Source organism: Xanthobacter autotrophicus (assembly GCF_005871085.1).
GTDB classification, from domain to species: Bacteria; Pseudomonadota; Alphaproteobacteria; order Rhizobiales; family Xanthobacteraceae; genus Xanthobacter; species Xanthobacter autotrophicus.
The window spans coordinates 300,899-326,162 of sequence record NZ_VAUP01000037.1 but is presented as its reverse complement, the minus strand read 5'-3'; the positions used below and the strand labels follow the sequence as shown (position 1 = coordinate 326,162).

19 protein-coding genes are annotated in these 25,264 nt (G+C 69.0%); 8 read left to right on the top strand and 11 right to left on the bottom strand.

Features of this window, described 5'->3' with window-relative positions; translation table 11 throughout:
• Window positions 1-15 precede the first annotated feature (15 nt).
• Window positions 16-1,698 (bottom strand): ABC transporter substrate-binding protein, encoded by a 1,683-nt coding sequence (locus tag FBQ73_RS19185; RefSeq protein ID WP_138401083.1) that lies wholly within the window; start codon window positions 1,696-1,698, stop codon window positions 16-18.
• A gap of 388 nt (window positions 1,699-2,086) precedes the next feature.
• Here FBQ73_RS19185 and FBQ73_RS19180 point away from each other — a divergent pair, with 388 nt between their 5' ends.
• On the top strand, window positions 2,087-2,776 hold the full coding sequence (locus tag FBQ73_RS19180) for an aspartate/glutamate racemase family protein (RefSeq protein WP_210236829.1): 690 nt from the start codon (window positions 2,087-2,089) through the stop codon (window positions 2,774-2,776).
• 24 nt (window positions 2,777-2,800) lie between these two features.
• Here the strand turns inward: FBQ73_RS19180 and uppP are convergent, their stop codons facing one another.
• A complete protein-coding gene (uppP, locus tag FBQ73_RS19175; protein ID WP_138401081.1) occupies window positions 2,801-3,673 on the bottom strand; it encodes an undecaprenyl-diphosphatase UppP in 873 nt (290 codons plus the stop codon).
• A gap of 468 nt (window positions 3,674-4,141) precedes the next feature.
• Here uppP and FBQ73_RS19170 point away from each other — a divergent pair, with 468 nt between their 5' ends.
• The 3 genes from FBQ73_RS19170 (at window position 4,142) to FBQ73_RS19160 (ending at window position 9,203) form a co-directional block, all read left to right on the top strand.
• Window positions 4,142-5,170, top strand: a complete 1,029-nt coding sequence (locus FBQ73_RS19170; protein ID WP_138401080.1) for a TerC family protein — start codon at window positions 4,142-4,144, stop codon at window positions 5,168-5,170.
• Window positions 5,171-5,381: 211 nt separating this feature from the next.
• A complete protein-coding gene (locus FBQ73_RS19165) occupies window positions 5,382-7,751 on the top strand; it encodes a tetratricopeptide repeat protein (RefSeq protein WP_170218973.1) in 2,370 nt (789 codons plus the stop codon).
• Between the two features lie 177 nt (window positions 7,752-7,928).
• Complete coding sequence (locus FBQ73_RS19160) at window positions 7,929-9,203, top strand: MFS transporter (protein ID WP_246089780.1); 1,275 nt, start codon at window positions 7,929-7,931, stop codon at window positions 9,201-9,203.
• Window positions 9,204-9,233: 30 nt separating this feature from the next.
• On the opposite strand, the gene FBQ73_RS19155 is transcribed toward FBQ73_RS19160, so the two are convergent.
• The 7 genes from FBQ73_RS19155 to FBQ73_RS19130 all read right to left on the bottom strand — a co-directional run bounded on the left by FBQ73_RS19155 (window position 9,234) and on the right by FBQ73_RS19130 (window position 17,574).
• Window positions 9,234-9,920, bottom strand: coding sequence for a response regulator transcription factor (locus tag FBQ73_RS19155; protein WP_138401077.1), 687 nt, complete (start codon window positions 9,918-9,920; stop codon window positions 9,234-9,236).
• 52 nt (window positions 9,921-9,972) lie between these two features.
• Window positions 9,973-12,675: a sensor histidine kinase gene (locus tag FBQ73_RS19150; RefSeq protein ID WP_138401076.1), complete on the bottom strand. Its 2,703-nt coding sequence runs from the start codon at window positions 12,673-12,675 to the stop codon at window positions 9,973-9,975.
• 152 nt (window positions 12,676-12,827) lie between these two features.
• Window positions 12,828-13,433 carry a K(+)-transporting ATPase subunit C gene (locus FBQ73_RS19145; protein ID WP_138401075.1) on the bottom strand — a complete coding sequence of 202 codons (606 nt, stop codon included), beginning with the start codon at window positions 13,431-13,433 and terminating at the stop codon, window positions 12,828-12,830.
• Window positions 13,434-13,445: 12 nt separating this feature from the next.
• The gene (gene kdpB / locus FBQ73_RS19140; protein WP_138401074.1) at window positions 13,446-15,560 is read right to left on the bottom strand and encodes a potassium-transporting ATPase subunit KdpB; all 2,115 of its coding nucleotides are present in this window, start codon (window positions 15,558-15,560) and stop codon (window positions 13,446-13,448) included.
• A gap of 25 nt (window positions 15,561-15,585) precedes the next feature.
• The gene (locus FBQ73_RS22855; RefSeq protein WP_170218972.1) at window positions 15,586-15,756 is read right to left on the bottom strand and encodes a hypothetical protein; all 171 of its coding nucleotides are present in this window, start codon (window positions 15,754-15,756) and stop codon (window positions 15,586-15,588) included.
• A gap of 1 nt (window position 15,757) precedes the next feature.
• Window positions 15,758-17,473 carry a potassium-transporting ATPase subunit KdpA gene (gene kdpA / locus FBQ73_RS19135; RefSeq protein WP_138401073.1) on the bottom strand — a complete coding sequence of 572 codons (1,716 nt, stop codon included), beginning with the start codon at window positions 17,471-17,473 and terminating at the stop codon, window positions 15,758-15,760.
• An 11-nt stretch (window positions 17,474-17,484) separates the two neighbouring features.
• Window positions 17,485-17,574 carry a K(+)-transporting ATPase subunit F gene (locus tag FBQ73_RS19130; RefSeq protein WP_041575709.1) on the bottom strand — a complete coding sequence of 30 codons (90 nt, stop codon included), beginning with the start codon at window positions 17,572-17,574 and terminating at the stop codon, window positions 17,485-17,487.
• A gap of 650 nt (window positions 17,575-18,224) precedes the next feature.
• Here FBQ73_RS19130 and FBQ73_RS19125 point away from each other — a divergent pair.
• From FBQ73_RS19125 to FBQ73_RS19115, 3 genes are all read left to right on the top strand, one after another.
• Window positions 18,225-18,458, top strand: coding sequence for a hypothetical protein (locus FBQ73_RS19125; protein ID WP_138401072.1), 234 nt, complete (start codon window positions 18,225-18,227; stop codon window positions 18,456-18,458).
• Entirely contained in the window at window positions 18,455-19,879 is a 1,425-nt protein-coding gene (locus tag FBQ73_RS19120; protein ID WP_138401071.1) for an amidase, read from the top strand. Before FBQ73_RS19125 ends, FBQ73_RS19120 begins: the two co-directional genes overlap by 4 nt.
• Before the next feature lie 178 nt (window positions 19,880-20,057).
• Window positions 20,058-21,566 (top strand): acyl-CoA synthetase, encoded by a 1,509-nt coding sequence (locus FBQ73_RS19115; RefSeq protein WP_138401070.1) that lies wholly within the window; start codon window positions 20,058-20,060, stop codon window positions 21,564-21,566.
• Between the two features lie 21 nt (window positions 21,567-21,587).
• On the opposite strand, the gene FBQ73_RS19110 is transcribed toward FBQ73_RS19115, so the two are convergent.
• Window positions 21,588-23,258 (bottom strand): GMC family oxidoreductase, encoded by a 1,671-nt coding sequence (locus FBQ73_RS19110; protein ID WP_138401069.1) that lies wholly within the window; start codon window positions 23,256-23,258, stop codon window positions 21,588-21,590.
• A gap of 119 nt (window positions 23,259-23,377) precedes the next feature.
• Between FBQ73_RS19110 and FBQ73_RS19105 the strand changes: the two genes are divergently transcribed.
• Entirely contained in the window at window positions 23,378-24,271 is an 894-nt protein-coding gene (locus FBQ73_RS19105; protein ID WP_138401068.1) for a LysR family transcriptional regulator, read from the top strand.
• On the opposite strand, the gene FBQ73_RS19100 is transcribed toward FBQ73_RS19105, so the two are convergent.
• Window positions 24,258-25,163 carry a LysR family transcriptional regulator gene (locus FBQ73_RS19100; protein ID WP_138401067.1) on the bottom strand — a complete coding sequence of 302 codons (906 nt, stop codon included), beginning with the start codon at window positions 25,161-25,163 and terminating at the stop codon, window positions 24,258-24,260. The two genes, FBQ73_RS19105 and FBQ73_RS19100, sit on opposite strands and share 14 nt — an antisense overlap.
• Window positions 25,164-25,264 lie beyond the last annotated feature (101 nt).

The window sequence follows — 25,264 nt, the reverse complement described above, 5'->3', positions numbered from 1 at the left end:
TTCCGGTTCAAGGCATCACTGCGAGATCGACACCGGCGAGAAGTCCACGAACCAGCTCTTGGGCTGCACGAAGCCCTTGATCTTCGGGCTCATGGCGCGGGGGCCCACGTCGTGCGCCACATAGAGGAAGGCGGCGTCGTCCACCGAGGCGGCATGCAGCTCGGCGAGCGCCGCGTCCCGTGCGGCGGGATCGAACGAGGTGCGGGCCTTCTTCACCAGCTCGTCGAACTTGGGATTGTTGTTGAAGCCCCAGTTGTTGGACACCGGCGGCGCCATGCCCGACTGCAGGAAGCGCACCATGGCGAAGAACGGGTCCATGGCCGCATAGGTCACGTTGATGGCGTTGGCGCCGTTGGCGGTCGGGTCCTTGGCGCCCTTGCGCCAGTTGGTGAACAGGGTGTTCCACTCGATCACGTCGAGCTGAACGTCGAAATAGCAGTCCGCCAGCGCCTGCTGGAGATATTCGTTCATGGGCAGGGGCAGCATCTGGCCCGAGCCGGAGGCGGAAGTCTGGGTCTTCACCTTCAGCTTCTTGTCGGGGCCGAAGCCGGCTTCCTTCATCAGCTTCTGGCCGGCCGCCACGTCATACTTGATCTGGAAGGTGGGATTGCCGCGCCAGGGATGGCCGGGCTCCACCGTGCCGGTGGCCGGCACCATGAGGCCGCCCAGCAGCCCGTCCTTCATGCCTGCCCGGTCGATGCACAGGTTTGCCGCCTTGCGCACGCGGATGTCGTTCCACGGCGAGCCTTCGATGCGGGAGAACTGCCACGGCCACACGTGGGGCTGCTCGTTGCTCTCGATCTTGAAGCCGCGGGACTTCAGCTGGGCGATGGCGTCGGGGGCGGGGGCCTCGATCCAGTCCACCTGGCCGGCCATGAGGGCGGCGGTGCGGGCGTTGGCCTCGGGCATGGGCAAAAGCAGCATCTTGTCGGTCTTGGGCACCCGCGCCTTGTCCCAATAGGCGTCGTTCTTCGCCAGCTCCAGGCGCTCGCGGGGCACGAAGGCAGTCATCTTCCAGGGGCCGGTGCCGGACGCATTGCGGGCGAAGGCGGTCCAGGCGGCGGCCGCCTTGGCCTTGGCATCGGCGCCGTCGGCGGCGTCATAGAATTTCTGCCACTGGGCGGGGCTCGCCATGAACAGGTTGGTGAGATTGTAGGGCAGGAAGCTGTCCGGCTCCTTGGTGGTCAGCTCCACCGTGAGGTCGTCGATCTTCTTCGCCGAGACCAGGGTGGGCATGCGCGAGGCGGTGACGCCCACCTGGCTGGCATCGAACTGGGGCGCCTCCTTGTCGAGCACCTTGCCCACGTTCCACACCACGGCATCCGCATTGAACGGCGAGCCGTCGTGGAAGGTGACGCCGGGGCGCAGCTTGAACACCCACTTGGTCTTGTCGGCGTCGTCCACCTTCCATTCGGTGGCAAGGCCCGGGATGAGCACGCTGGGCTTGGTGGCGGAGGACAGGTCCCAATTGACCAGCGCATCATACATGGTGACGCCGGTGAAGCGGTTGCCCTCGAAGCCCTGGTCGGGCTGGCCGAGGGTGCGCGGAATGTCGGCGGCGGTCATGCCGATGCGCAGGGTGGTCTCGGCACCGGCGATGCCCGGCGCGATGCACGCAAAGCTCGTGGCCAGCAGAAGGGCGGCGGTCTTCAGGGTGGGACGACCGGAGCGGATCCGCTTTTCAGTTTGCAGCATCATGGAGTCCTTTGCGGCGGGGTGCCCGATTCACGAGATGCCCAGTTCATTAGCAACCGCCGTGCCACCGCCGCCGCGCCGTCCGGAGTGAAGCTATCCCAACGGAATGATGGAAAAATTTGTCTTCAAATCATCCACGATTTGTCTTTGTGCTCAATTCAGGGGCAGAAACTGCATTCTGGTATGCGATCGCGACAGGCGCCGGGTCTGTGCTGCGGCTTTCCTCCCGGGGGTGGACCCCCTGCCAGGGAACAGCCGCGCGCCGAGGCCGCCTGCGCGGGACCATTCGACCGGTTCCGATTGCCGTCCGCTCCCTGCCGCACGTAGTGTCGCAGCCGACTGCCCCCTCGTGACCCCATCGTGACCCGGCGAGGCCCTCTTGAAGATCCTGGTGCTGAACGGAAACACCACCGCCGCCGTGACCGAGCGCATGATTGCGGCATTGAAGCCCATATGCCCGGAAAGTGTGCACCTTGTCGGGGCGACGGCGCCCTTCGGCCTGCCCTATGTGTCGACGCGCGCCGCCGTGGCGGTGGCCGCCCATGCGGTTCAGGAGGCGGTGCGCGCAGCGGTGGAGGGCGAGCATGTGGCGGGCCGCGCGCCCTTCGACGCCTGCTTCTATGCCTGCTTCGGCGAGCCCGGCATCGAGGCGCTCCGGGCCGAGCACACCTTTCCTGTGGCGGGCATGGCGGAAGCCAGCATCCTCACCGCCCTCCAACTCGGCGAACGCTTTGCCATCGTCACGGTGGGGGCTGCGTGGCCGGCCATGCTGCGCGACCTGATGCGGCGCACCGCTCTGGAGGCGCGCTGCGCCGGCATAAAGGTGGTGCCGGGCGATGCCCTCGCCGTCGCCACCGGCCGGGAGGAGGGGCTGAAGCTGGTGCGCGCGGCGGTAGACGAGGTGATCGCCCGCGCCGCGCCTGACGTGGTCATCGTCGCCGGGGCGGCGCTGGCGGGCTACGGGACCACCCTCGCCGGGCGGGTGCCGGTGCCGGTTCTCGATTCCCTCACCGCCGGCTTCGAGCAGACCCTCGCCCTGGCCCGGCTGGGGCTGGGGCTGGGGCTTGGGCGCGGAGACTGAAGCCGGCGGCCTCCGCGTTCGTCCTCAGGACATCAGCCCGGTCGCCACCGCGACCAGCAGGAACGTGCCCATGGCGATGCGGTAGAACACGAAGGGCCACGCTGAGAGCCGCTCCATCACCTTCATCAGGGTCCAGATGGCGACGAAGGCCGACAGGGAAGCTGTCAGCAGCCCCACGCCCAGCACGATCCAGCCCTGGGCATCCAGGCCCGCCTGATGCAGCACCAGCAGTTCCTTCACCCCGGCGGCGAAGATGGCCGGCAGGCCGAGCAGGAAGGAGAAGCGGGCGGCATCCTCGCGCTTCAGGCCGAGGAACATGGCCGCCGTCAGCGTCGAGCCCGAGCGCGAGACGCCGGGGATCAGCGCGCCCACCTGGGCGAGGCCGACGATGATGGCATCGCCCAGCTTGATCTGCTCGAACGAGCGGGTGTGGCGGCTGATGAGCTCGGCGACGGCCAGCAGCATGCCCATCACCAGGCTCGCGGCACCGATCACCCACAGGTCGCGGAAGGCGGAGCCGCAGGCGTTCAGCTTGTCCTTCAGCACTACGCCGGCGATGACGATGGGCAAGGTGCCGAGGATGATGCCCAGCACCGTGCGCGGGGCGTGGGCGCCATAATCCCCGGTGCGCACCGCCCGCAGCGAGCCGCAGGCCAGGTCGCGCAGGTCCGACCAGAAATAGGTCACCACGGCGAACAGGGCGGCAAGCTGCATGGCCGCCGAAAAGGCCGAGCCGGGATCCGGCCAGCCCAGCAGCGCCGGGACGATACGCATGTGGGCCGTGGAGGAAATGGGCAGCAGCTCGGTGATGCCCTGAATCACGCCGAGAACCGCGACCTTGGTGGTGCCGAGGGCGACGAAACCCGTGTCCACCCCGCTCGTGCAGACGCTGGCCATGATGTCGGTTTCCAATTGCAGATGAAGACGAGGATGGTCCGCCTGCCGCCGCCCCCATCGCGTGGCGCAGAGGGAAGTGGCGTCGAGGTCTTTGACTAACCGGTTCGCGTGCGCACCGGAACCGGACGGGGTGCGCGTTGTCAGCGCAGTCGCGTAGGGGAATGCAGGAACCGCGCGGCTTTGCTGCCCCTGGGACACCGGACGCGCTGGCGCTGCGGCAGGTGCGCGTCACCTGCGTGTTACGGATATTTAATCTGCCTGGCCATCACCGTCAGGGATTTGAAAACGCGGGACAATCGCCGTCTCGCGGCGCGTTCTGCCGGACGCGCGACAGGTCGCGGACTGGTCAAATCCAAAAAAACGCCGATAGGACGGTCAGAACAGGCGTGTCGAGCCAAGCGCGATGACAGTTAAAATTCGTCTTCCCAAAGGTCATTACAGTCATGACCTGTCCCAAGGTCAGTCTCAATGGCGACTATAGACACGGTGCTGCGCGAGGAGATTTTCTTCATCGACCTGCTGCTGAGCGGCGACAATGCCATCGTCATCGCGCTGGCGTGCCAGGGCCTGCCGGCACAGCAGGTGCCCAAGGCGGTCGCCCTTGGCGCGGCGGGGGCAATCTTCTTCCGGCTGGTCATCGCGACGGTGGCCGGAACGCTGCTGACCATTCCGCTGCTGAAGATCGTCGGCGGGGCGCTGCTCCTCGTCATCGCCATCAACCTGCTGGCCGGGGAACATCTGCGGCGGCGCGAGGGTGACGCCGGCCCCGGTTTCGACCCGATCCGCAACGATGCCGGCTTCATGGGGGCGGTCTTCGTCATCCTGATCGTGGACGCCATCATGAGCCTCGACAATGTGGTGGCGCTTGCCGCCGTGTCGGAAGGCAATCTGCTTTATCTCATCGGCGGGTTGCTGTTCAGCGTGCCGCTGATCTTCTTCGGAAGCCTCGTCGTCACCAAGGCGATGAAGCATTTTCCGACCATCATCCTTGTTGGTACTGCGTTCCTGGGCTGGGTGGCGGGCGGCATGCTCGTGTCCGATCCCGTGTGGTCCGGCTGGATCGTATCGCACGCCGAAGCCTTGTCGCTGCTGGTGCCGCTGGCCTGCGTGGTGTTCGTGGTGGTCGAGGGCCGGATCACGGCGCGGGCGCGGTCTGCCGCCGCAGCGGTTGCCGAGACAAACCTCACCGGCGCCACTCCTCCAAAGCCCGCCAGAGGGAGCGAAGCCGCGCCCCGCCGCGTGGAGGCACCGCCGTCGGCGTCCGCCCTCGAGCCGGCGAAGGCCGAGGCGCGCGCACCCGCGCAGCCCGCCACCCGCCTTCCGGCCTTTTCCGGGCCGGCCGTGCCCGGCGTGCTGCTGGCGCGGGATGATCGGGAGGCCGTCACCCCAGCCGCAGGCAACGGCGACCGGATCGTCCTCGTCGGCCTCGTCATCCTGTTCTGCGTGGTCGCGGTGGTGATGGCGGCCGTGGTGGCCGCCGGAAGCCGGCTCGGCTGATCCCGTCCCTGGTTCCCTGGTGCGCCGTCCCGTTCGACGCGGCGGGGGATGGCGCATGCCTACGGCCCGGCGCCGACCAAGGGCCGGGAGGGCTTCGCTCCGGCGCCGCGTTGGTGTAACCCCCACTGTCATGGACCCGCACGGGCGCCGCCGTTGCACTGCGCCAGCTGCGGAGCCTGGGCCTCGCAACGTGCAAGGGACGACGGATCTCATGGGGTTTCCACGGTTTGCCTGGAGCGTCGTCGCGGCTCTGACCGCCGGGATCTCGGCTGCCGTGCTGGTGCTGGCGGTCGGGCTGGCGCAAGGCGACGCGACGCGGCCGAGCGCGGAAGCCCCGGGGCCCGGCGGCATGGGTGCGCTGGCCTCCGCCGCGTCCGCCGACTATGTGGGATCGGCGGCCTGCGCCTCCTGCCATGCCGGCGAGGCGAAGGCCTGGCGCGCCTCCCAGCATGCCAAGGCCATGGCCATCGTCGGCCCGGAGACCGTGCTCGGGGACTTTGGTGACGTGACGGTGGAGCACCGGGGGTCAAAGGCGCGCTTCTACCGCGACGGCCCGCGCTACATGGTGGAAACCGAGGGCCGCGACGGCAAGACCGCCGCCTTCGAGGTGACCCACACCTTCGGCGTTGCGCCGCTCCAGCAATATCTCGTCACCTTCCCGGACGGGCGGCTCCAGGCGCTGCCGTTCGCCTTCGACACCCGCCCGAAGGACAAGGGCGGCCAGCGCTGGTTCCACCTTAATCCCGACCAGCCCATGCCGTCGTCCGATCCGCTGCACTGGACGAGGTCCCAGCAGAACTGGAACTTCATGTGCGCGGAATGCCATTCCACCGATGTCCGCAAGGGCTATGACGCGGCGACCGACACCTATCACACCACCTTTTCCGAGATCAGTGTGGGCTGCGAGAGCTGCCACGGCGCCGGGGCCGGGCACGCGGCATGGGCGGCCAAGGGCGCCGATCCAAAGGTGGCGGGCAAGGGCTTTGGCACCGTCGCGGCGCCCCGCCCGACGCCCGACTGGACGCCCGATCCCTCAACCGGCAGCCCGGCCCGCGGCGTCGCCCGCCAGCCGGGGGATGAGGTGGAGACCTGCGCCCGCTGCCATGCCCGGCGCGGAACCCTCTCCGAGGACTGGCACCCCGGCCGCCCCCTCACCGATACCCACATGCCCTCCCTGCTGTCCGAAGGCCTGTTCGAGGACGACGGGCAGATGCGGGACGAGGTGTTCAACGACCACCTGTTCAAGCAGAGCCTGATGTACGCCAAGGGCGTGGTGTGCAGCGACTGCCACGATCCCCATTCCGCCAAGCTCAAGGCGGACGGCGCGCAGATGTGCGCGCAGTGCCACCTGCCGGAGCGCTTCGCCACGCCGGCCCACACCGGCCATCCGCCCGGCAAATCGGGGGAAAAGACCCCCGACTGCATCTCCTGCCACATGCCGGCGCGCACCTACATGGTGGTGGACCCGCGCCACGACCATTCCTTCCGCATCCCGCGCCCCGATCTCTCGGTGGCCTTCGGCACCCCCAATGCCTGCACTGACTGCCACGCCGACAAGCCGGCAAGCTGGGCGGCCGCGGCGGTGGAGCGCTGGCACGGACCGAACCGCAAGGGCCACCAGACCTGGACCGAGGCGGTGCATCGCGCCCGTGCCGGGGAGCCGGCCGCCCGCGACATGCTACTGAAGCTCGCCGCCGAACCCACGGTCCCGGGCATCGCCAAGGCGACCATCCTCAGCGAGCTGCGCCGTTTTCCCTCCCTCGCCACGGAGACGGCGGCCACGAAGGCGCTGGCGGACCCCGACCCCATGGTGCGGATCGCGGCGCTGCGCAGCCTCGCGGGCGCGCCGCTGGAGACCCGCTGGCGGCGGGCCTCCGATCTGCTCGCCGACCCGGTGGCGGCGGTGCGCATGGAGGCGGCGATACTGGTGGCGGACCAGCCTTTGGCCGGCCTGCCCGAGGGCGAGAAGACCCGCCTCGAAGCCGCCTTCGCGGCCTATGAGGCGGCCCAGCGGCTGAATGCGGACCGGCCCGAGGGGCGGGCCAACCTTGCCAATTTCCTGCTGCGCCGGGGCCAGCCCGCCGCAGCCGAGGCCCAATTGCGCGCCGGCCTCGCGCTGGAGCCGGAAGCAACGCCGCTGGCGGTCAACCTGGCCGACCTCTATCGCGCCCAGGGCCGCGAGGCCGAGGCCGAACAGGTGCTGCGGCAGGCCATCGCGGTGGCGCCGCAGGCCGCCGCCCCGCGTTATGCCCTGGGCCTCGCCCTCATCCGGCAGCGGCGCTATGCCGATGCTCTCGAGCAACTCGCCGCCGCCGCGAAGCTGGCGCCCGAGGACGCGCGCTATGCCTATGTGCTGGCGGTCGCCCTCCAGTCCACCGGTCAGGCGGCCGAGGCGCGGCAGGTCGTGGCCGAGGCGCTGAAGCGCAATCCCTACGACCCGCAGCTCCTCACCCTCGCCTTGCAGGACGCCATGCAGGCCCGGGATGCGGCGCGCGCCGGCCCCCTGGCGCAGAAGCTGTCCGAGATGAACCCGGACGATCCCGAGATCGCCCGCCTCGCGGCCCGCCTGCGTCGGCCCTGAACGTCCGCCTCCCGAAGCCGGATCCAGAAGCCGCCCCCCGGCGTTCTGGCCGGCAGGGCGCAGCGTGGTGCTGGCCCGTTTCGGGTGTCGGCGGTAATCCTTGAGGGGCGGCGGCCGGCACCGGGGGCTTCGGGAGCATTCATGTTCACCATCGGCCCGCAAGGGACAGGAGCTGCTGTGCCTGATGCGGCCCTGCGGACCGGGGATCAGCCGGCCTCGCGCCGGGCGAGGTTCGGTCTCGACGCGCTCAACTTCTTCCTCGCCGACGTGCGCGACGGCCTCGGACCCTATCTTGCCATCTATCTCATCGCCGTGCGCGGCCCCGAGCATGGCTGGAACGAGGCCACCACGGGCCTCGTCATGACCATTGCCGGCATCGTTGGGCTCGCGGCGCAGACCCCGGCCGGCGCCCTCATCGACGCCAGCAGCCGCAAGCGCAGCATCGTGATCGCGGCGGCGCTGGCCGTCACCCTGGCCTGTCTCGCGCTGCCCTTCGTCACCAATTTCTACGTGGTGGCCGGCACCCAGGCCATCGCCGCGCTCGCTGGCACGATCTTTCCGCCGGCGCTCGCGGCCATCACTCTCGGGCTGGTGGGGCCGAAGGCGTTTTCCCGGCGCATCGGCCGCAACGAGGCCTTCAACCACCTGGGCAATGCGGTCTCGGCCGGGATCGCCGCGGGGACCGCCATCCTGTTCGGGCCGGTGGTGGTGTTCTGGCTCATGGCGGTGCTCGCCGGTCTCAGCATCCTGGCGGCATTGATCGTGCCCGGCCGCCAGATCGATGACACGCTGGCGCGCGGGCTTACCCACGACGAGCGGCAGGGGGAGCGGCCATCCGGCCTTTCGACATTGCTGGGCAATCGTCCGCTGCTGCTGTTCGCCCTGCTGTGCTTCCTGTTTCACCTCTCCAACGCGGCCATGCTGCCCTCGGTGGGCCAGTTGCTGACCAAGGTGGTGGGCCAGGAGGAGGCGACCTCGCTGATCGCGCTCTGCATCGTCGCCGCCCAATGTGTGATGGTGCCCATGGCGGCCATGGTCGGCACGAAAGCCGACGGGTGGGGCCGCAAGCCCATCTTCCTCACCGCCTTCGCGGTGCTGGCGCTGCGTGGCGCGCTCTATACCCTGTCCAACGATCCGTTCTGGCTGTTCGCGGTGCAGTGCCTCGATGGCGTGGGCGCGGGCATCTATGGCGCGCTGTTCCCGGTGGTCGTGGCCGATCTCACCCAGGGCACCGGACGCTTCAACGTCAGCCAGGGCGCCGTCGCCACCGCGCAGGGGCTGGGCGCGGCGCTGTCCACCACGCTGGCGGGGGTGACCATCGTGACGCTGGGCTATTCGGCTGCGTTCCTGACGCTGGCCGCCATCGCCCTCGGAGGGTTCCTGCTCTACCTCGCGGCCATGCCCGAAACCTTGAACTTCGCCGCCCGCAAGGTTTCGTCCCGTACACGGTGAGGACGCCGCCGGGGATGACAGATCCCATGCTCAGTCCGGCTCGGCCAGCCGGTAGCCGACGCCGGTCTCGGTGCGGATGTAGCGGGGCTGCTCGGGGTTGTCCTCCAGCTTCTGCCGCAGCTGGCGCACATAGACCCGCAGATACTGCACGTCATAAGCCTGCCCCCACACCCGTTGCAGGATGAAGGCGTGGGTCAGCACCCGGCCGGCGTGCTGCACCATGAGGCGCAGGATGTCGTATTCCTTGGGCGAGAGCTTCACCTCCCGCTCCTTCAGCCGGACGATGCGGCGCACCAGGTCCACCGACAGGTCGCCGACCTTGAACAGGGGCTTTTCCCCCTGCTGTTGCAGCCGGTGGCGCAGCGCGACGCGCAGGCGGGCGATCAGCTCATTCATGCCGAACGGCTTGGTGACATAATCGTCGGCTCCGCCCTCCAGCGCCTCGACGATGCCGGCCTCGTCGGTGCGGCTGGAGAGGATCACCACCGGCATGTCCAGTCCCTCGGCGCGCCAGCGGGCCAGGAGATCGCGGCCCGGCATGTCGGGCAGGCCGAGGTCGAGGATGATGAGGTCCGGCCGCGCCTCGCTCACGCGGGCGATGGCCTCGGCGGCGGTGGCGGCACTGGTCACATCATAGCCCTGGGTGGAGAGCCCGGCATTGAGCAGTTTGCGGATGGCCGGCTCGTCATCCACCACGAGGAGCTTCACGCCGTTCATGATGCGTCCCTCATCGTGCGCTTCTCATCGTGTGCTTCTCATCATGTGCTTCTCATGGCAACGCCTTCAGCGCGCGGGCCTGGGGCGGCACCGGCATGCGGATGGTGAAAGCGGCCCCGCGCCGGTCGGGCCGCCCGTCGGCGGTGAGGGTGCCACCCATGGCCTCCAGGAAGCCGCGGCTGATGCCGAGGCCGAGGCCGGTGCCGGCTCGCACCTGGTCCCCCTTGCGGACGCGATAGAATTTGTCGAACACCCGCTCGCGGTCCTCCTCGGCGATGCCCGGCCCCTCGTCCAGCACCGCGAGGGTGACGAAGGCACCGTCGGACCAACCCTCGATGCGCACCAGCGAGCCCTCGGGCGCATATTTTGCGGCATTGTCGAGGAGGTTGAACAGGGCCTGCTCGAACAATACCGGATCGATGCTCAGCATGGGCAGGTCCGGGGCAAGCTCGATCTCAAGCCGGTGATGGCGCAGGATCGCTTGGGCGCGGTTCAGCGCGCTGCCCACCACCTCGCTCACGTCGCAAAGCCCGGCATTGGGGATGATGGCGCCGGATTCCAGCCGGGTCATGTCCAGAAGGTTGGCGATGAAGCGGTTGAGCCGCTCGGCTTCTTCCTCGACAGTGGAGAGCAGGTCCGAGCGCGCGTCCTCGGTCAGCGCGGAGAAGAAGCTGCGCAGGGTGCCCGCCGCGCCCATGATGGAGGCGAGCGGCGTCTTCAGGTCGTGGGAGATGGAGGTGAGAAGGGCCGTGCGCAGCCGGTCGGTGGCGGCGTCCAGCTTCGCCTTTTCCACGTCGGCGACGAGGTTCACCCGCTCCACGGCGAGCGCCGCCTGGTCGGCCAGCGCATCCATCAGCCGCCGCTGCTCGGGGGTGAGGAGCGGTCCCTCCTTGTCGCGGTCGATGCCGATGACCCCCACGGCGCCGCGCCCGGTCTGCATGGGCATGAACAGGCGCTTGGCCCCCGGCAGCGTGTCGGCGCCGCGCCCGGCCCAGCGGTTGTTCTCGAACGCCCAGCGGGCGGCGGCAAGGTCGGCGGCATCGATGGTGTCTTCTGGAGGGTAAGCGGCCTTCACCGCCAGGGTGTCGGCATCGGGCAGCACGATCACCACCCGCACGTTGAGCATGGAGGCGATCTGGAAGGCGGTGGCCCACAACAGGTCGTCGAGGGTGCCCGCGCCGGCGAGCTTCTTCGAGAAGAGATAGAGGTCTTCCGCCGTCTTGGCCCGCGCCCGCGCCGCCAGCGCCTGGGCACGCACCCGCGCCGTGAGGTTCGAGGCGATGATGGCCACCACCAGGAAGAAGAACAGGGCGACCACGTTCTCCGGATCGGTGATGGTGAAGGTGTAGAGCGGCGGGATGAAAAAGAAATTGAACGCCAGCATGGCGGCGACGGAGGTGACCAGCGCCGGCGCCAGCCCCAGGCGCACCGCGCTGACCAGGACAGCGGTGAGGAACACCAGCGCGATGTTCTGGAGCGCCAGGATCTTCTGGAGGCCGAAGCCAACAAATGTCGCCAGCGCGACGATGAGAAGGCTGGCGAGATAGGGCCACGTCTCCCGCCGGGCGGTGGGCACGGCCGCCGCTGAGCGGCCGGGCGCGGTGGTTTCCTTTTCTCCGGCGATGACATGAACCGAGATGTTGCCGGAGCGGCGCACCAGATCGTGCACCACCGAGCCGTTGAGGATCTCGAACCAGCGGGAGCGGTCCGACTTGCCGATGACGATATGGGTCACGTTGGCGGAGCGGGCATAGGTGAGCACATCGTCGGCGACGCGGGTGCCGCCGGGGATGGTCACGGCCTCCCCGCCCATGCGCTCCGCCAGCCGCAGGAAGTCGGCGACGCGGTCGCGCTCGGCGGTGTCGAGCCGCAGCGCACGCTCGGTCTCCACATAGAGCGCCACCCACGGCGCCCGCAGCCGGTCGGCGAGGCGCTTGGTGTAGCGCACCAGCGCTGCGCTGCGCGGGTCTTCGCTGAGGCAGACCAGCACCCGCTCCCCCGCCGCCCACGGGCCGGATATGGCATGCGCCCGCATGTGGGAGAGCAGTTGCTCGTCCACCCGCTCGGCGGTGCGGCGCAGGGCGAGTTCCCGCAGGGCGGTGAGGTTGCCGTGGGAAAAATAGTTCTCCACCGCTCGCCGCGCCGTCTCGGGCACGTAGACCTTGCCCTCCTTCAGGCGCTGGAGGAGGTCGCCGGGGGTGATGTCGATGACCTCGATGTCGTCGGCGCGGTCGATGATGGCGTCGGGCACCGTCTCGCGCACCCGCACGCGGGTGATCTGCGCCACCACGTCGTTGAGGCTCTCCACATGCTGGATGTTCAGGGTCGTATAGACATCGATGCCCGCCGCCAGCAGTTCCTCCACGTCCATGTAGCGCTTGGCGTGGCGGCTCTCGGGGGCGTTGGTGTGGGCCAGTTCGTCCACCAGCACCAAAGCGGGGCGGCGGGCGAGGATGGCGTCGAGGTCCATCTCCTCGATCATCCGCCCCTTGTAGGGGATGCTCCGGCGCGGGATCACCTCAAGGCCGGCCACCAGCGCTTCGGTCTCGCGCCGGCCGTGGGTCTCCACCACGCCGATCACCACGTCCGCGCCGTCGTTGCGGCGGGCATGGCCGGAGACGAGCATCTCGTAGGTCTTGCCGACGCCGGGGGCTGCGCCAAGGAAGATCTTCAGGCGGCCGCGCGTCTCCTGCTCGGCGGCCGCGAGCAGGGCATCGGGCGAAGGCCGCACGGGGGCGGCACGGTCGTCGGGCATGGCCTCCTCCGGGAGCCGGGCGCGCGCCCGGATCCTTTGCCTGTACCATCGGCCCCGGTCCTCGACCGGTGCCGAGCGGGTTCGCTCAAGCGCCGCGCGGGCTTGGCCAAAGGCCCGTGAGCCAAGCTCACGAGCCTTTGGCTATCGGTCTGTCACTGCGGGCGCGCCTTGTCGAGGGCGAGGTTCAGGGCGAGCACGTTCACGCGCGGCTCGCCGAGGAGGCCGAGGGTGCGGTCCTCCATATTCTCCTCCACCAGCCGGCGCACCACGCCCTCGTTGACGCCGCGCGCCTTGGCCACCCGCGGCACCTGGAACAGGGCCGCCTGCGGCGAGATGTGGGGATCAAGCCCGCTGCCGGAGGTGGTGACGAGGTCAACCGGCACCGGGTCGCGCGGGTTCTCGGCCCTGAGGGTCTCAAGATCCGCCTTCACCCGGTCGGCCAGGGCCGGATTGGTGGGGCCGAGGTTCGAGCCCATGGAGTTCGCAGCATTATAGGGCGCGGGAACTGTCTTGGTGGCGTCGGCCGGGTCGGCGCCGGTGGTGGCGGAGGGCCGGCCGTGGAAATAGCGCTCGGAGGCGAAGTTCTGGCCGATCAGCGCCGAGCCGATCACGGCGCCGTCGCGGGTGATGAGGCTGCCGTTGGCCTGCCTCGGGAAGAGCACCTGCGCCGCCCCGGTCATGGCAAGCGGGTAGGCAAGTCCGGTGAACGCCGTCAGGGCGATGAGCACGACGAACGCGGGGCGAAGTTCTTTCAGCATGGTCGTGTGTCCTCAAACGAGGTGGAGGGCCGTGACCGCAAGGTCGATGGCCTTGATGCCAACGAACGGCACGAGGATGCCGCCGAGGCCGTAGATCAGGAGATTGCGCTTCAGCAGCGCCGCCGCCCCGATGGGCCGGAAGGCGACGCCCTTCAGCGCCAGCGGGATGAGGGCGATGATGATGAGCGCGTTGAAGATGATGGCCGACAGGATGGCGCTCTGGGGCGAATGGAGCGCCATCACGTTCAGCGTGCCGAGCTGCGGGTAGAAGGCCACGAACATGGCGGGGATGATGGCGAAATACTTCGCCACATCATTGGCGATGGAGAAGGTGGTGAGCGAGCCGCGCGTCATCAGCAGCGCCTTGCCGATCTCCACGATCTCGATGAGCTTGGTGGGGTCGCTGTCGAGGTCCACCATGTTGCCGGCCTCGCGGGCCGCAACCGTGCCGGTGTTCATGGCCACCCCCACGTCGGCCTGGGCCAGAGCGGGCGCATCGTTGGTGCCGTCGCCGCACATGGCCACCAGCTTGCCCTTGGCCTGTTCGTCGCGGATGAGGCGCAGCTTGGCTTCCGGGGTCGCCTGGGCGAGGAAGTCGTCCACTCCCGCCTCGGCGGCGATGGCGGCGGCAGTGAGCGCGTTGTCTCCGGTGATCATCACCGTGCGGATGCCCATGCGCCGCAGCTCGGCGAAGCGCTCGCGGATGCCGCCCTTCACGATGTCCTTCAGGTGGATGACGCCGAGCAGCCGCCCGTCCCGCGCCACCGCCAGAGGCGTGCCGCCGGACTTGGCGATCTCCTCGGCGATGGCATTGATCTCGCGGATGGACTCCTGGCTCACCAGCGTCCGCACATTCTGCACCGCGCCGGAGGCGGTGACGGTGCTGGCACCCGCCTGGACATAGGTGAGGATGGCATCCACCGCGCCCTTGCGGACCGAGCTTCCGTCCACGTCCACGCCGCTCATGCGGGTCTGCGCGGTGAACGGCACGAAATGGGCGTTCAGGCTCGCCATGTCGCGACCGCGGATGGCGTATTTCTCCTTGGCCAGCACCACGATGGAGCGGCCTTCCGGGGTCTCGTCGGCCAGCGATGCGAGCTGGGCGGCATCCGCCAGGTCCTGCTCGCTGACGCCCCGCACCGGGTGGAAGGCGGAGGCCTGCCGGTTGCCCAGCGTGATGGTGCCGGTCTTGTCGAGCAGCAGGGTGTCCACGTCGCCCGCCGCCTCCACTGCGCGGCCCGACATGGCGAGCACGTTGAAGCGCACCAGCCGGTCCATGCCGGCGATACCGATGGCCGAGAGCAGTGCCCCGATGGTGGTGGGAATGAGGGTGACGAACAGCGCCACCAGCACCACCACGGAGATGGAGCCTCCCGCGTAGTAGGCAAAGCTCGGGATCGACGCGGTGGCGAAGATGAAGATCAGCGTCATGCCCGCGAGAAGGATGTTGAGGGCGATCTCGTTGGGCGTCTTCTGCCGCTCGGCGCCTTCCACCAGCGCGATCATGCGGTCGAGGAAGGTGGCGCCCGCCGCCGCCGTGATGCGCACCTTGAGATGATCGGAGACCACCGTGGTGCCGCCGGTCACCGCCGAGCGGTCGCCGCCGGATTCGCGGATCACCGGGGCGCTTTCGCCGGTGATGGCGGCTTCGTTGACCGAGGCGACGCCTTCCACCACCTCGCCGTCGGAGGGAATGATGTCGCCGGCTTCCACCAGCACCACGTCGCCCACCTTCAGGGACGTGCCGGGCACGGTGCGGAAGGCATCGCCCTCGCCGGTGAGGAGCTTCGCCACCGTCTCGGTGCGGGTGCGGCGCAGCGATTCCGCCTGCGCCTTGCCGCGGCCTTCCGCCACCGCCTCGGCGAAATTGGCGAACAGCACGGTGAACCACAGCCACAGGATGATCTGGAAGGAAAAGCCCAGGCTGCCGCCCGAGGCAGAGAGGCCGGTGCCGGAGGTGATGAGGTCGCGCACGAACAGCACGGTGGTGAGGAGGGCGACCACCTCCACCACGAACATCACCGGGTTCTTCACCATCGCGCGCGGGTCGAGCTTGCGGAACGAGGCGCCGACGGCGGGCAGGAGGATGGCGGGGTCGAGCAGGCTTACGGAATGGGATCTGGCCATGGAGGCACTCCCGGGGGAAGAGGAATCAGTGGGCTGAGAGGTTCAGCGCCAGCGCGATGACGGCCTGGATGGCGGCCGCGAGCACGAGGGCGGCGACCGACACGATCAGGATGAGTTCGGACGCCGACAGCGGCATGCGGCGCTCTCTCGGCTCCCGCCCGGCACGTGGCCGGGCGGGCGGGGGGTGGTGCTCCATGTCAGCCTCCCGCGCCGAAGCTCTGCCCCGCCGCCGCCGCCAGATGCTCGACGATGGGACCCAGCGACAGGGCCGGGAAGAAGGTGAGCCCGCCCACGATCAGGATGACGCCCACCAGAAGCCCCACGAACAGGCCGCCGGTGGTGGGGAAGGTGCCTGCCGAGGCCGGCACGGTCTTCTTCGCCGCCAGCGCCCCCGCCAGCGCCATGGCCGGCACGATCATGAGGAAGCGGCCGACGAACATGGAGGAGGCCAGTGTCAGGTTGTAGAAGAAGGTATTCCCGGTGAGCCCGCCGAAGGCCGAGCCGTTGTTGGCGGTGGCCGAGGTGAAGGCGTAGAGGATCTCCGAGAAGCCGTGCGGTCCCGGATTGGCGATGGACGCAACGGCCGACGGCAATACTGTCGCCACCGCCGTCCAGCCCAGCATCATCAGGGGCAGGATGAGGATGGCGAGCATGGCCATCTTCACTTCCTTGGCCTCGATCTTCTTGCCCACATATTCCGGCGTGCGGCCCACCATCAGGCCGGCCACGAACATGGTGATCACCACGAACAGCAGCATGCCGTACAGGCCCGCGCCAACACCGCCGACGATGATCTCGCCCAGCTCCATGTTGATGAGCGGGATCATGCCGCCCAGCGCCGTGAAGCTGTCGTGCATGGCATTCACCGCGCCGCAGGAGGCCGCCGTGGTGATGACCGCGAACAAGGCGGATGCGACGATGCCGAAGCGCAGTTCCTTGCCCTCCATGTTGCCGCCGGAGAGGCCAAGGGCGTTGAGCGCCGGCGTGCCGGCAGCCTCCGCCCAGTAGGTCACCGCAACGCCGGCGACGAACAGCACGCCCATGGCGCCGAGGATCGCCCAGCCCTGCTTCTCGTTGCCCACCATGCGGCCGAACACGTTGGTGAGGGCCGCACCCAGCGCGAAGATGGAGACCATCTGCAGGAAGTTGGAGAGCGCGGTGGGGTTCTCGAACGGGTGGGCGGCATTGGCGTTGAAGAAGCCGCCACCGTTGGTACCCAGCATCTTGATGGCCACCTGCGAGGCCACAGGTCCCAGCGCAAGGGTCTGCTTGCCCCCGTCCAGGGTCGCGGCGTCCACATAGGGGCCCAGCGTCTGGGGGATGCCCTGCCACACCAGGAACAGTGTAAACACCACGCAGATGGGCAGCAGCACATAGAGGGTGCAACGGGTGATATCCACCCAGAAATTGCCCACCGTCTGCGCCGAGGCGCGGGAAAAGCCGCGGATCAGCGCCATGCCCAGCACGATGCCGGTGGCGGCGGACAGGAAGTTCTGGTGGGTGAGCCCCAGCATCTGCACGAGGTAGCCCATCGTGCTTTCACCACCGTAATTCTGCCAGTTGGTGTTGGTGATGAAGCTGATGGCGGTGTTGAAGGCGAGGTCGGGCGCCACCGCCGCCATGCCCTGCGGATTGAAGGGCAGGAGGTCCTGCACCCGCATGAGCGCGTAGAGCAGGAGGAAGCCGCCCGCATGGAACAGCAGCATGGCGATGGTGTAGGTGAGCCAGTGCTGCTCCCGGCTCGCATCCACGCCGCCGAGGCGGAAGACGAGCGTCTCCACGGGCTTGAGGACGGGGGAGAGAAACGTGCGTTCGCCCGCGAATACGCGGGTCATGTAACCGCCGAGCGGCCGCGTCAGCACAAGCACGACGAGGCAGAACAGGGCGATCTGGATCAGGCCGTTGGATGTCATGGGAGGATGCCTCAGAACCGCTCGGGATTGAGGAGCGCGAAGGTGAGGTAGAAGAGAAGCCCTGCGGTCACGAGACCGCCGAGCGCATAATCAAAGACCATGGGAGTTCTCCTCGATGCGCCGCGTCGGCGCACAAGACTTGATCCGGCGGCAGCGAGAGGCCGCCCCGGATTTCGGCGTGGAAGATCTTTCGCTCAGAGCCGCTCGCAGAGGTGGCCGTAGCCGATGGCGACGGCGAAGAAGCCGAGGCCCAGCGCGAGCATCAGAAGGTCCAGCATGAGTTTGGCTTTCCGGTCCGTTCCGTGTTTCGGGGGAGGGCGCGGCGCCGGCTGGCGGAGCGCTCGCCTCACGGGCCTGAAGCTGGCCCTAACGGGATCAAGATTCGAGAGGGATGCCGTAGCGGCGGTATAGGAATCTCATAAAGATCGCGGGGGGTGGGTGGCGGCGCCTTGAGGCGATAGAGCACCGTCGCCGTCCGGCTTGACCGGACGGCCCATGGCTCGGCCGGGACAATGCGTCGGAGGCTGAAAAGCGGCGAGATGGGCCCTCCGGTCTAGCCGGAGGGTGACGGGGTGGAAGACGTGCCCAGCCCTCCCCCGCAAGCGGGAGAGGGGGCGACGGCGCTTCGGCTCGAACCGCGATCACTACCCCGCCCGCCGCCTTCTCCGCGCCCGATGCAGCCTCTACACTTGCAGCGAATCCCGCCCAAGCGCCGTCCGCGCCCGTCACACGCTGCCCCGGAACCCCGCCCATGACCCAAGACGACATCGCTGCTTGCGTGAGCGCGGACAACGGCATCACGCTGACCGAGACGGAGGCGCGGGCGGTTTCCGCGCTCGCCGGCGATCTCAATGCCCGCGTGGCGGCCGGGGCCGACCAGCGCCTCGCCTTCGATGCCGCGCCCTGGAGCTTTTCCACCCTGTGCGCCGAAATCGCCGCTGCCCTGACGACCAGCGAAAAGACCAACTCGGGGGCGGGCGAATGAGCGGCTTTTTCACCCTCGGCCTGGTCGAGATGGCCGATGCGGTCGCCGATGGCTCGGTGTCGTCGGAAGCCCTCGCCGAGGAGGCGCTGAAGCGGCTCGAGACCCTCGGCCCGCGCTATAATGCGGTGATGCAGATCGAGCCCGAGCGGGCGCGTGAAGCGGCGCGCGGCATCGATCTGGCGCGGGCGCGGGGCGAAAAGCTGGGGCCGCTTGCCGGCGTGCCTCTGGCCCACAAGGACCTGCTCTATCGCGTCGGCCGCGTCGCCACCGGCGGCTCGCTGATCCGCAAGGATTTCGTGCCGGACGTGACCGCCAGCGTGCTGGAGCGGCTGGATGCATCGGGCGCGCTGGATCTGGGCTCCCTGCACCTCGCCGAATTCGCGCTCTCGCCCACCGGCTTCAATATCCATTACGGCCACGGCCTCAGCCCGTGGAACACCGCCTATGGGGCCGGGGGCTCCTCCTCCGGCTCCGGGGCGGTGGTGGCGGCCCGCATCGTGCCGGGGGCGCTGGGATCGGACACCGGCGGCTCCATCCGCCATCCCTCGGCCATGTGCGGGGTGACCGGCCTGAAGCCCACCCACGGCCTCGTTCCCCTTTACGGCGCCATGCCGCTGGCGCCGAGCCTCGACAGCATCGGCCCGCTGACCCGCACCGCCCGCGACGCGGCGCGCATGATGACCGTCCTCGCCGGCACAGACCCGCGCGACGCCGCCACCCTGCCGGCCCCCCGCCTCGATTTCGAGGGCGGCCTTAAGGGGGACCTCAAGGGCCTCACCATCGCCGTGCCCTCCGGCTATTACCGCGAGCTGGCGACGCCGGAGATCGCGGCGCTCATGGACGACAGCCGGGCCGTGCTGAAGGAGGCGGGCGCGCGCCTCATCGAGACCAGCCCGCCCGACATGGCGCTGGTGAACGCGCTGATGCAGGTGGTGATGCTGGTGGAAATCTCCACCCTCCACCGCCGCTGGCTCACCGAGCGGCCGCAGGACTACAGCCCGCAGGTGCGCGCCCGCATGCTGCCTGGCCTCGCTTTGCCGGCCACCCGCTATGCCGAGGCCCTGATGATGCGCGCCAGCGTCACGCGGGAGTGGCTGGCCGCCACCATCGGCGGGGCGGACATGGCGCATATTCCGACCCTCCCCGTTCCGGTGCCCAGCATCGCCGAGACCACCGCCGGCCCGCCGGAGGACATCGCCGCCGTGGTGGGGCGCCTCGCCGCCTTCACCCGTGGCATCAATTATCTCGGCCTGCCGAGCCTGTCGGTGCCGTGCGGCTTCACCGCCAATGGCCTGCCGGCCGCCTTCCAGCTGGTGGGCCGGCCCTATGCCGAGCCGGGGCTGCTGAAGGCTGGCGACGCCTATCAGCGCCGCACCGATTTTCACACCCTGCTGCCCCCCGGCTGCGGCCCGCTGGCGTGATACCAATGGCCTGTGAGCTTGACTCATTGGCCGTTGGTCAAGCCCGCGCGGCGCCTGAGCGTACCCACTTGGCATCGGTCAAAGACCGAGGCCGATGGTATAAGCGCAAGGGGCACGCCGTCCGTCGCGGCGGCGCGCCCTCTCGCCAGCACGGCCGAAGCTGGTCCATGATCGCGCCATGAGCGACGCCCTGCCTGACACCCCCTTCAATCTCGCCCGCTATTGCCTCGACCAGGGGGCGGACGCGGCCAAGCCCGCCCTGCTGGTGGCGGAGGGTCCTAGGGGGCGCATCGTCGAGACCTGGACCTATGGCGAGATGCGCGCGGCGGTGGCGCGCATGGCCGGGGGATTTGGCGCCTTTGGCCTGCCGCGCGGGTCGCGGGTGCTGCTGCGGGTCGGCAACACCTCCCACTTCCCGCTGCTGTTCTTCGGGGCCATCGCGGCGGGGCTCGCGCCCATCCCCACCTCCACCCTGCTCACCCAGGACGAGGTGGACCTCATCCTCGCCGATTCCGGGGCGCGTCTGGTGGTGGGCGACGGCTCCGGCGCCATGCCGTCCGATCCGGGCGCGGCGCGGGTGCTCGGGCGGGGTGAGATCGCTGAACTCGAACAAGCCGATCCTGCCGAAGTTTCCGATACGAAGGCGGACGATCTGGCCTTCCTCGTCTACACCTCGGGCACCAGCGGGCGGCCGAAGGGCGTGGCCCATGCCCAGCGGGTGGTGCTCGGCCGAAGGCCCATGCGGGAGGGCTGGCTCGGGCTTTCAGCGAGCGATTTTCTGTTCCACGCCGGGGCCTTCAACTGGACCTACACCCTGGGCGCGGGGCTGATGGACCCATGGTCTGCGGGCGCCACCAGCATCGTCCATCTGGGCGAGCGCCCGCCCGAAGCCTGGCCCGACCTGCTGGAGGCGACGGGGGCCACCCTGTTCGCCGCCGTGCCCGGCCTCTACCGCCGTATCCTGAAATATGGGTCCGTCACCCCCAGCCGTTTTCCCGCGCTACGCCATGGGCTTACCGCCGGCGAGGCGCTGAAGCCGACCCTGCATCGCGCGTGGCTCGAGGCCACCGGCCGGCCGCTCTATGAGGCGCTGGGCATGAGCGAAATCTCCACCTACATCTCCTCCGGCCCAAGCGTACCAACGCGTCCCGGCAGTCCCGGCAAGCCGCAGGCGGGCCGGCGCGTGTGTGTTCTGCCACCGGATGCGGCCGACCAGCCGCTGCCGGAAGGGGAGACGGGCGTCCTCGCCGTCCACCGCTCCGACCCCGGCCTGATGCTCGGCTATTGGGGCCTGCCGGAGGAGACCGCGGCGGTGATGCGCGGCGACTGGTTCCTCACCGGCGACCTCGCCCGCTTCGATGCGGACGGCTACCTCTGGTACGAGGGCCGCTCCGATGACCAGATGAACGCCTTCGGCTATCGCGTGGCGCCGGAGGAGGTGGAGCGGGCGCTCGCCGATCACCCATCCGTCGCCGAGGCGGCGGTGGTGGAGGTGAAGTCCGGCGAGGTGTCGCTGATCACCGCCTTCGTGGTGCTGCACGAGGGGGCGGTGGGCGATGCGGACGCGCTCGCCCATCACGCCGCCCGGCACCTTGCCGACTACAAGCGCCCGCGCGCCTATGTCTTCGTGCCGGAGCTGCCGCACACGCCCTCGGGCAAGGTGTTGCGCCTTGCCCTGAGGACGTGAGCGGATTGCCTCGGGCTGGCCTCACGCCGCCGCGGTGGCGGAGGAGGCGCCCAGCGCCGCATCCTCGATGGCGAGGCGGGCCCCCTTCTCAGCGATCATGGCGGTGGGGGTATTGGTGTTGCCCGAGGTGATTGTGGGCATCACCGAGGCGTCGATGACGCGCAGCCCCTCGATGCCATAGACGCGCAGCCGCTCGTCCACCACCGCCATGGGATCGTCCGGACGGCCCATCTTCGCCGTGCCCACGGGATGGAAGATGGTGGTGCCGATGTCGCCCGCCGCCTTGGCGAGGGACGCATCGTCCTCGCCCACCAAGGGGCCGGGCAGATATTCCTCCGGCTGGTAGGGGCTAAGGGCCTGCTGGCGCATGAGGCGGCGGGTGACGCGGATGGCGTCCGCCGCCACCTGACGGTCCTCGTCGGTGGCGAGATAATTGGGGGCGATCTGCGGGGCGGCATCCAGCGCCCGCGAGGTGAGGCGCACCACGCCGCGCGAGGTGGGCCGCAGGTTGCAGGCCGCGACCGTGATGGCCGGGAAGCGGTGCAGCGGCTCGCCGAATTTGTCGAGCGACAGCGGCTGCACGTGGAACTGGATGTTGGCCCGCTCCTGCCTCGGATCGGAGCGGGTGAAGATGCCGAGCTGGGACGGCGCCATGGTGAGCGGCCCGCGCCGGCGCAGGGCATAGTCCACTCCCATCAGCGCGCGGCGGGGCAGGGAATAATAGGTTTCGTTCAAGGTGCGGATGCCGTTCACCTTGTAGATGGCCCGCTGCTGCAGGTGATCCTGAAGGTTTCGGCCCACCCCCGGCCGGTCGCGCACGGTCTCGATGCCGAGCGCGGAGAGCCATTCGCCCGGCCCGATGCCGGAGCGGTGCAGCACCTGCGTGGAGCCGATGGAGCCGGCGGACAGGATCACCTCGCCACGGCTGCGGGCCTCCACCAGCCGGCCGTTCTGCTGGTAGCGCACGCCCACCGCGCGGCCGTTCTCGATGACGAGACGGTCCACCAGCACGCCGGTTTCCAGTCGCAGGTTGGGGCGGGACAAGGCAGGTTTCAGAAAGCCGCGGGCCGAGGACCAGCGCCGGCCGAGCTTCTGGTTCACGTGGAAATAGCCGACGCCCTCGTTGTCGCCGGTGTTGAAATCGGGCACCGAGCGGATGCCCATCTCGCCCGCCGCCTGCGCCACCTTGTCGAGCACCGGCCAGGCGATGCGTGGCGCCTCGATGCGCCAGCCGCCACCGGTGCCGTGGATATCGCTGGCGCCGAGGAAATGGTCCTCCAGCGATTTGAAGGCGGGCAGCACATCGTCCCAGCCCCAGCCGGCGAGGCCCAATTGGCGCCAGTGGTCGTAGTCCGCCGCCTGGCCGCGCATGGAGATCATGGCGTTGATGGCCGAGCAGCCGCCGATGACCTTGCCGCGCGGATAGGCCAGCGAGCGCCCGTTCAGCCCCGGCTCGGGGTCGGTTCTGAACATCCAGTCCGCGCGTGGATTGCCGATGGCGAACAGGTAGCCCACCGGAATGTGGAACCAGATCCAGTTGTCGTGGCCGCCCGCTTCGAGGATCAGCACGCGCTTGCGCGCATCCGCCGACAGCCGATTGGCGACGATGCAGCCGGCGGTGCCAGCGCCCACGACGATATAGTCGTAATCTCCCTCCAGCCGTTCGGCGGCCTTTTCGTTCTGGCGCTGCATCTGGCGTTCCTCCTCGCGCTGGGTTGTGCCTTGATCCCAGCTTGCAGATTTGCACTCAAGGCCGATAAAGTCGGATCCATTCTGCAAAATTGCAGCAATTGGCGAGAGATCCCGAGGCCATGGATTGGGACGATTTGCGCATCTTCCTCCAGCTGGCGCGCACCGGCCGGATGGCGGGGGCCGGGCGCGCTTTGGGCCTCGACGATACCACGGTGGGCCGCCGCGTCGCCCGGCTGGAGAAGGAGGTGGGGGCGCCCCTCGTTGCCCGCGCCGGCCGCCGCACCGTCATCACCGAGCAGGGCCAGAAGCTGGCTCAGGCGGCGGAGGAGATGGAATCCATCGTCCTGCGCAAGATCGTCGGGCTCGGCGAGGCCGGCATGCAGGTGGCGGGGCGGGTGCGCATCGGCGCGCCGGAAGGGCTGGGGGTGGGCTATCTGGCCTCTCGCCTCGCGGCGCTGTCGGCGGAGAATCCGAAGCTGGAGACAGAACTGGTCGCCCTGCCGCGCGCCTATTCGCTGGCGAGCCGCGAGGTGGACATCGCCATCACCCTGGATCGACCCCTCGCCGGCCAGTTGAGCGTGAAGAAACTCACGGACTACACCCTCGAACTCTTTGGCACGCAGGCCTATTTCGACCGCAGGGGCCGGCCCGGCACGGCGGCGGAGCTTCAGGGTCATGTCTTCGCGGGCTATATCCCGGAGCTGCTGTTCACCCGCGCGCTGGATTTCTCCACCCTTGAGGCGGGGGTGGAGGTGACGCCGGTCATCCGCTCCACCAGCGTCATCGCGCAGGTGAACGCGGTGGTGAGCGGGGCGGCGCTGGGCGTGCTGCCGGCGTTTCTGGCGGCCGCCCATCCCGAGCTTCAGGTGCTGCTGGATCGCGTCTTTCGCCTGACCCGCAGCTATTGGGTTTCGGTGCATGACGACCTCAAGCACCTCAACCGGGTGCGGGCGGTGCTGGAGGCCATCACCACCACCATCCGTGCCGACCGCGCCATTTTCATGAGACGATGAAGCGGGCGCGCGCCTCGCGGAAGCGCTGGGTGAGAACATCCCGCAGCACCGTGATGCGCCGCACCTGCGCGGTGTCGGGATGGGCGAGGAGGAAATAGGAGCGGCGAAAGCCGATGCCGGGCAGGATCCGCACCAGCGCATCCGGGCCTTGCGCCTCCAGATGCCGGCCGGCGGCGAAATCGTGCAGCACGCCGATGCCGGCCCCCGCCCGCACCGCCTCCATCTGGCCCATGACGCTGGCGCAGCGAAACCGGCTGCGCCCGTACTTTTCCAGCACGCCGGAATAATCCAGCGCCGAGGCATAGGCGAGGTCCTCCACCCCCGTCACCACAACGTGGCCGGCGAGGTCTTCCACGCTCGCCGGAGTGCCGTGGCGCTCCAGATAGGCGCGGGCGGCATAGACCGAGAGCGTGTAGTCGATCAGCCGGGAGACCAGCAGCCGGCCTTCCGTGGGCCGGTCGAGTACGATGGCCAGGTCCGCCTCCCGCCGCGACAAAGAGAAGGTGCGCGGCAGCGGCACCAGCTCCACCACGAGGTCCGGATAAAGGGCAGCCAGCGCCCCCAGCTCCGCGGCGAGGAAGTAGTTGCCGAGCCCATCCGGCGCGCCGATGCGCACGGTGCCGGAGACATCGGCTGCCGCGTCGCGGAAGCTCTCGGCGATGCCCAGCATCTCCGCTTCCACCCGCTCGGCCGCCGGTAGTAGCCGTTCTCCAGCGTCGGTGGGTACGCAGCCGGCGGGGCGGCGATCGAACAATGGGGCGCCGAGGGCCTCTTCCAGCGCATCGAGCCGGCGGGCCACGGTGGCATGGTTGAGCCCCAGCCGCCGCGACGCCGCCAGAAGCTGCCCCTGCCGCGCCACGGCAAGGAAGACGCGCAGATGGTCCCAATCCATACTTCAAATTCCGCACAACAGATGCTCGAATGATAGCATTGATGATCATCTTTTGAAGTGGGAAGACGGGGCACCTTCCTGCCGCTTCAAGAGGCCCAAAC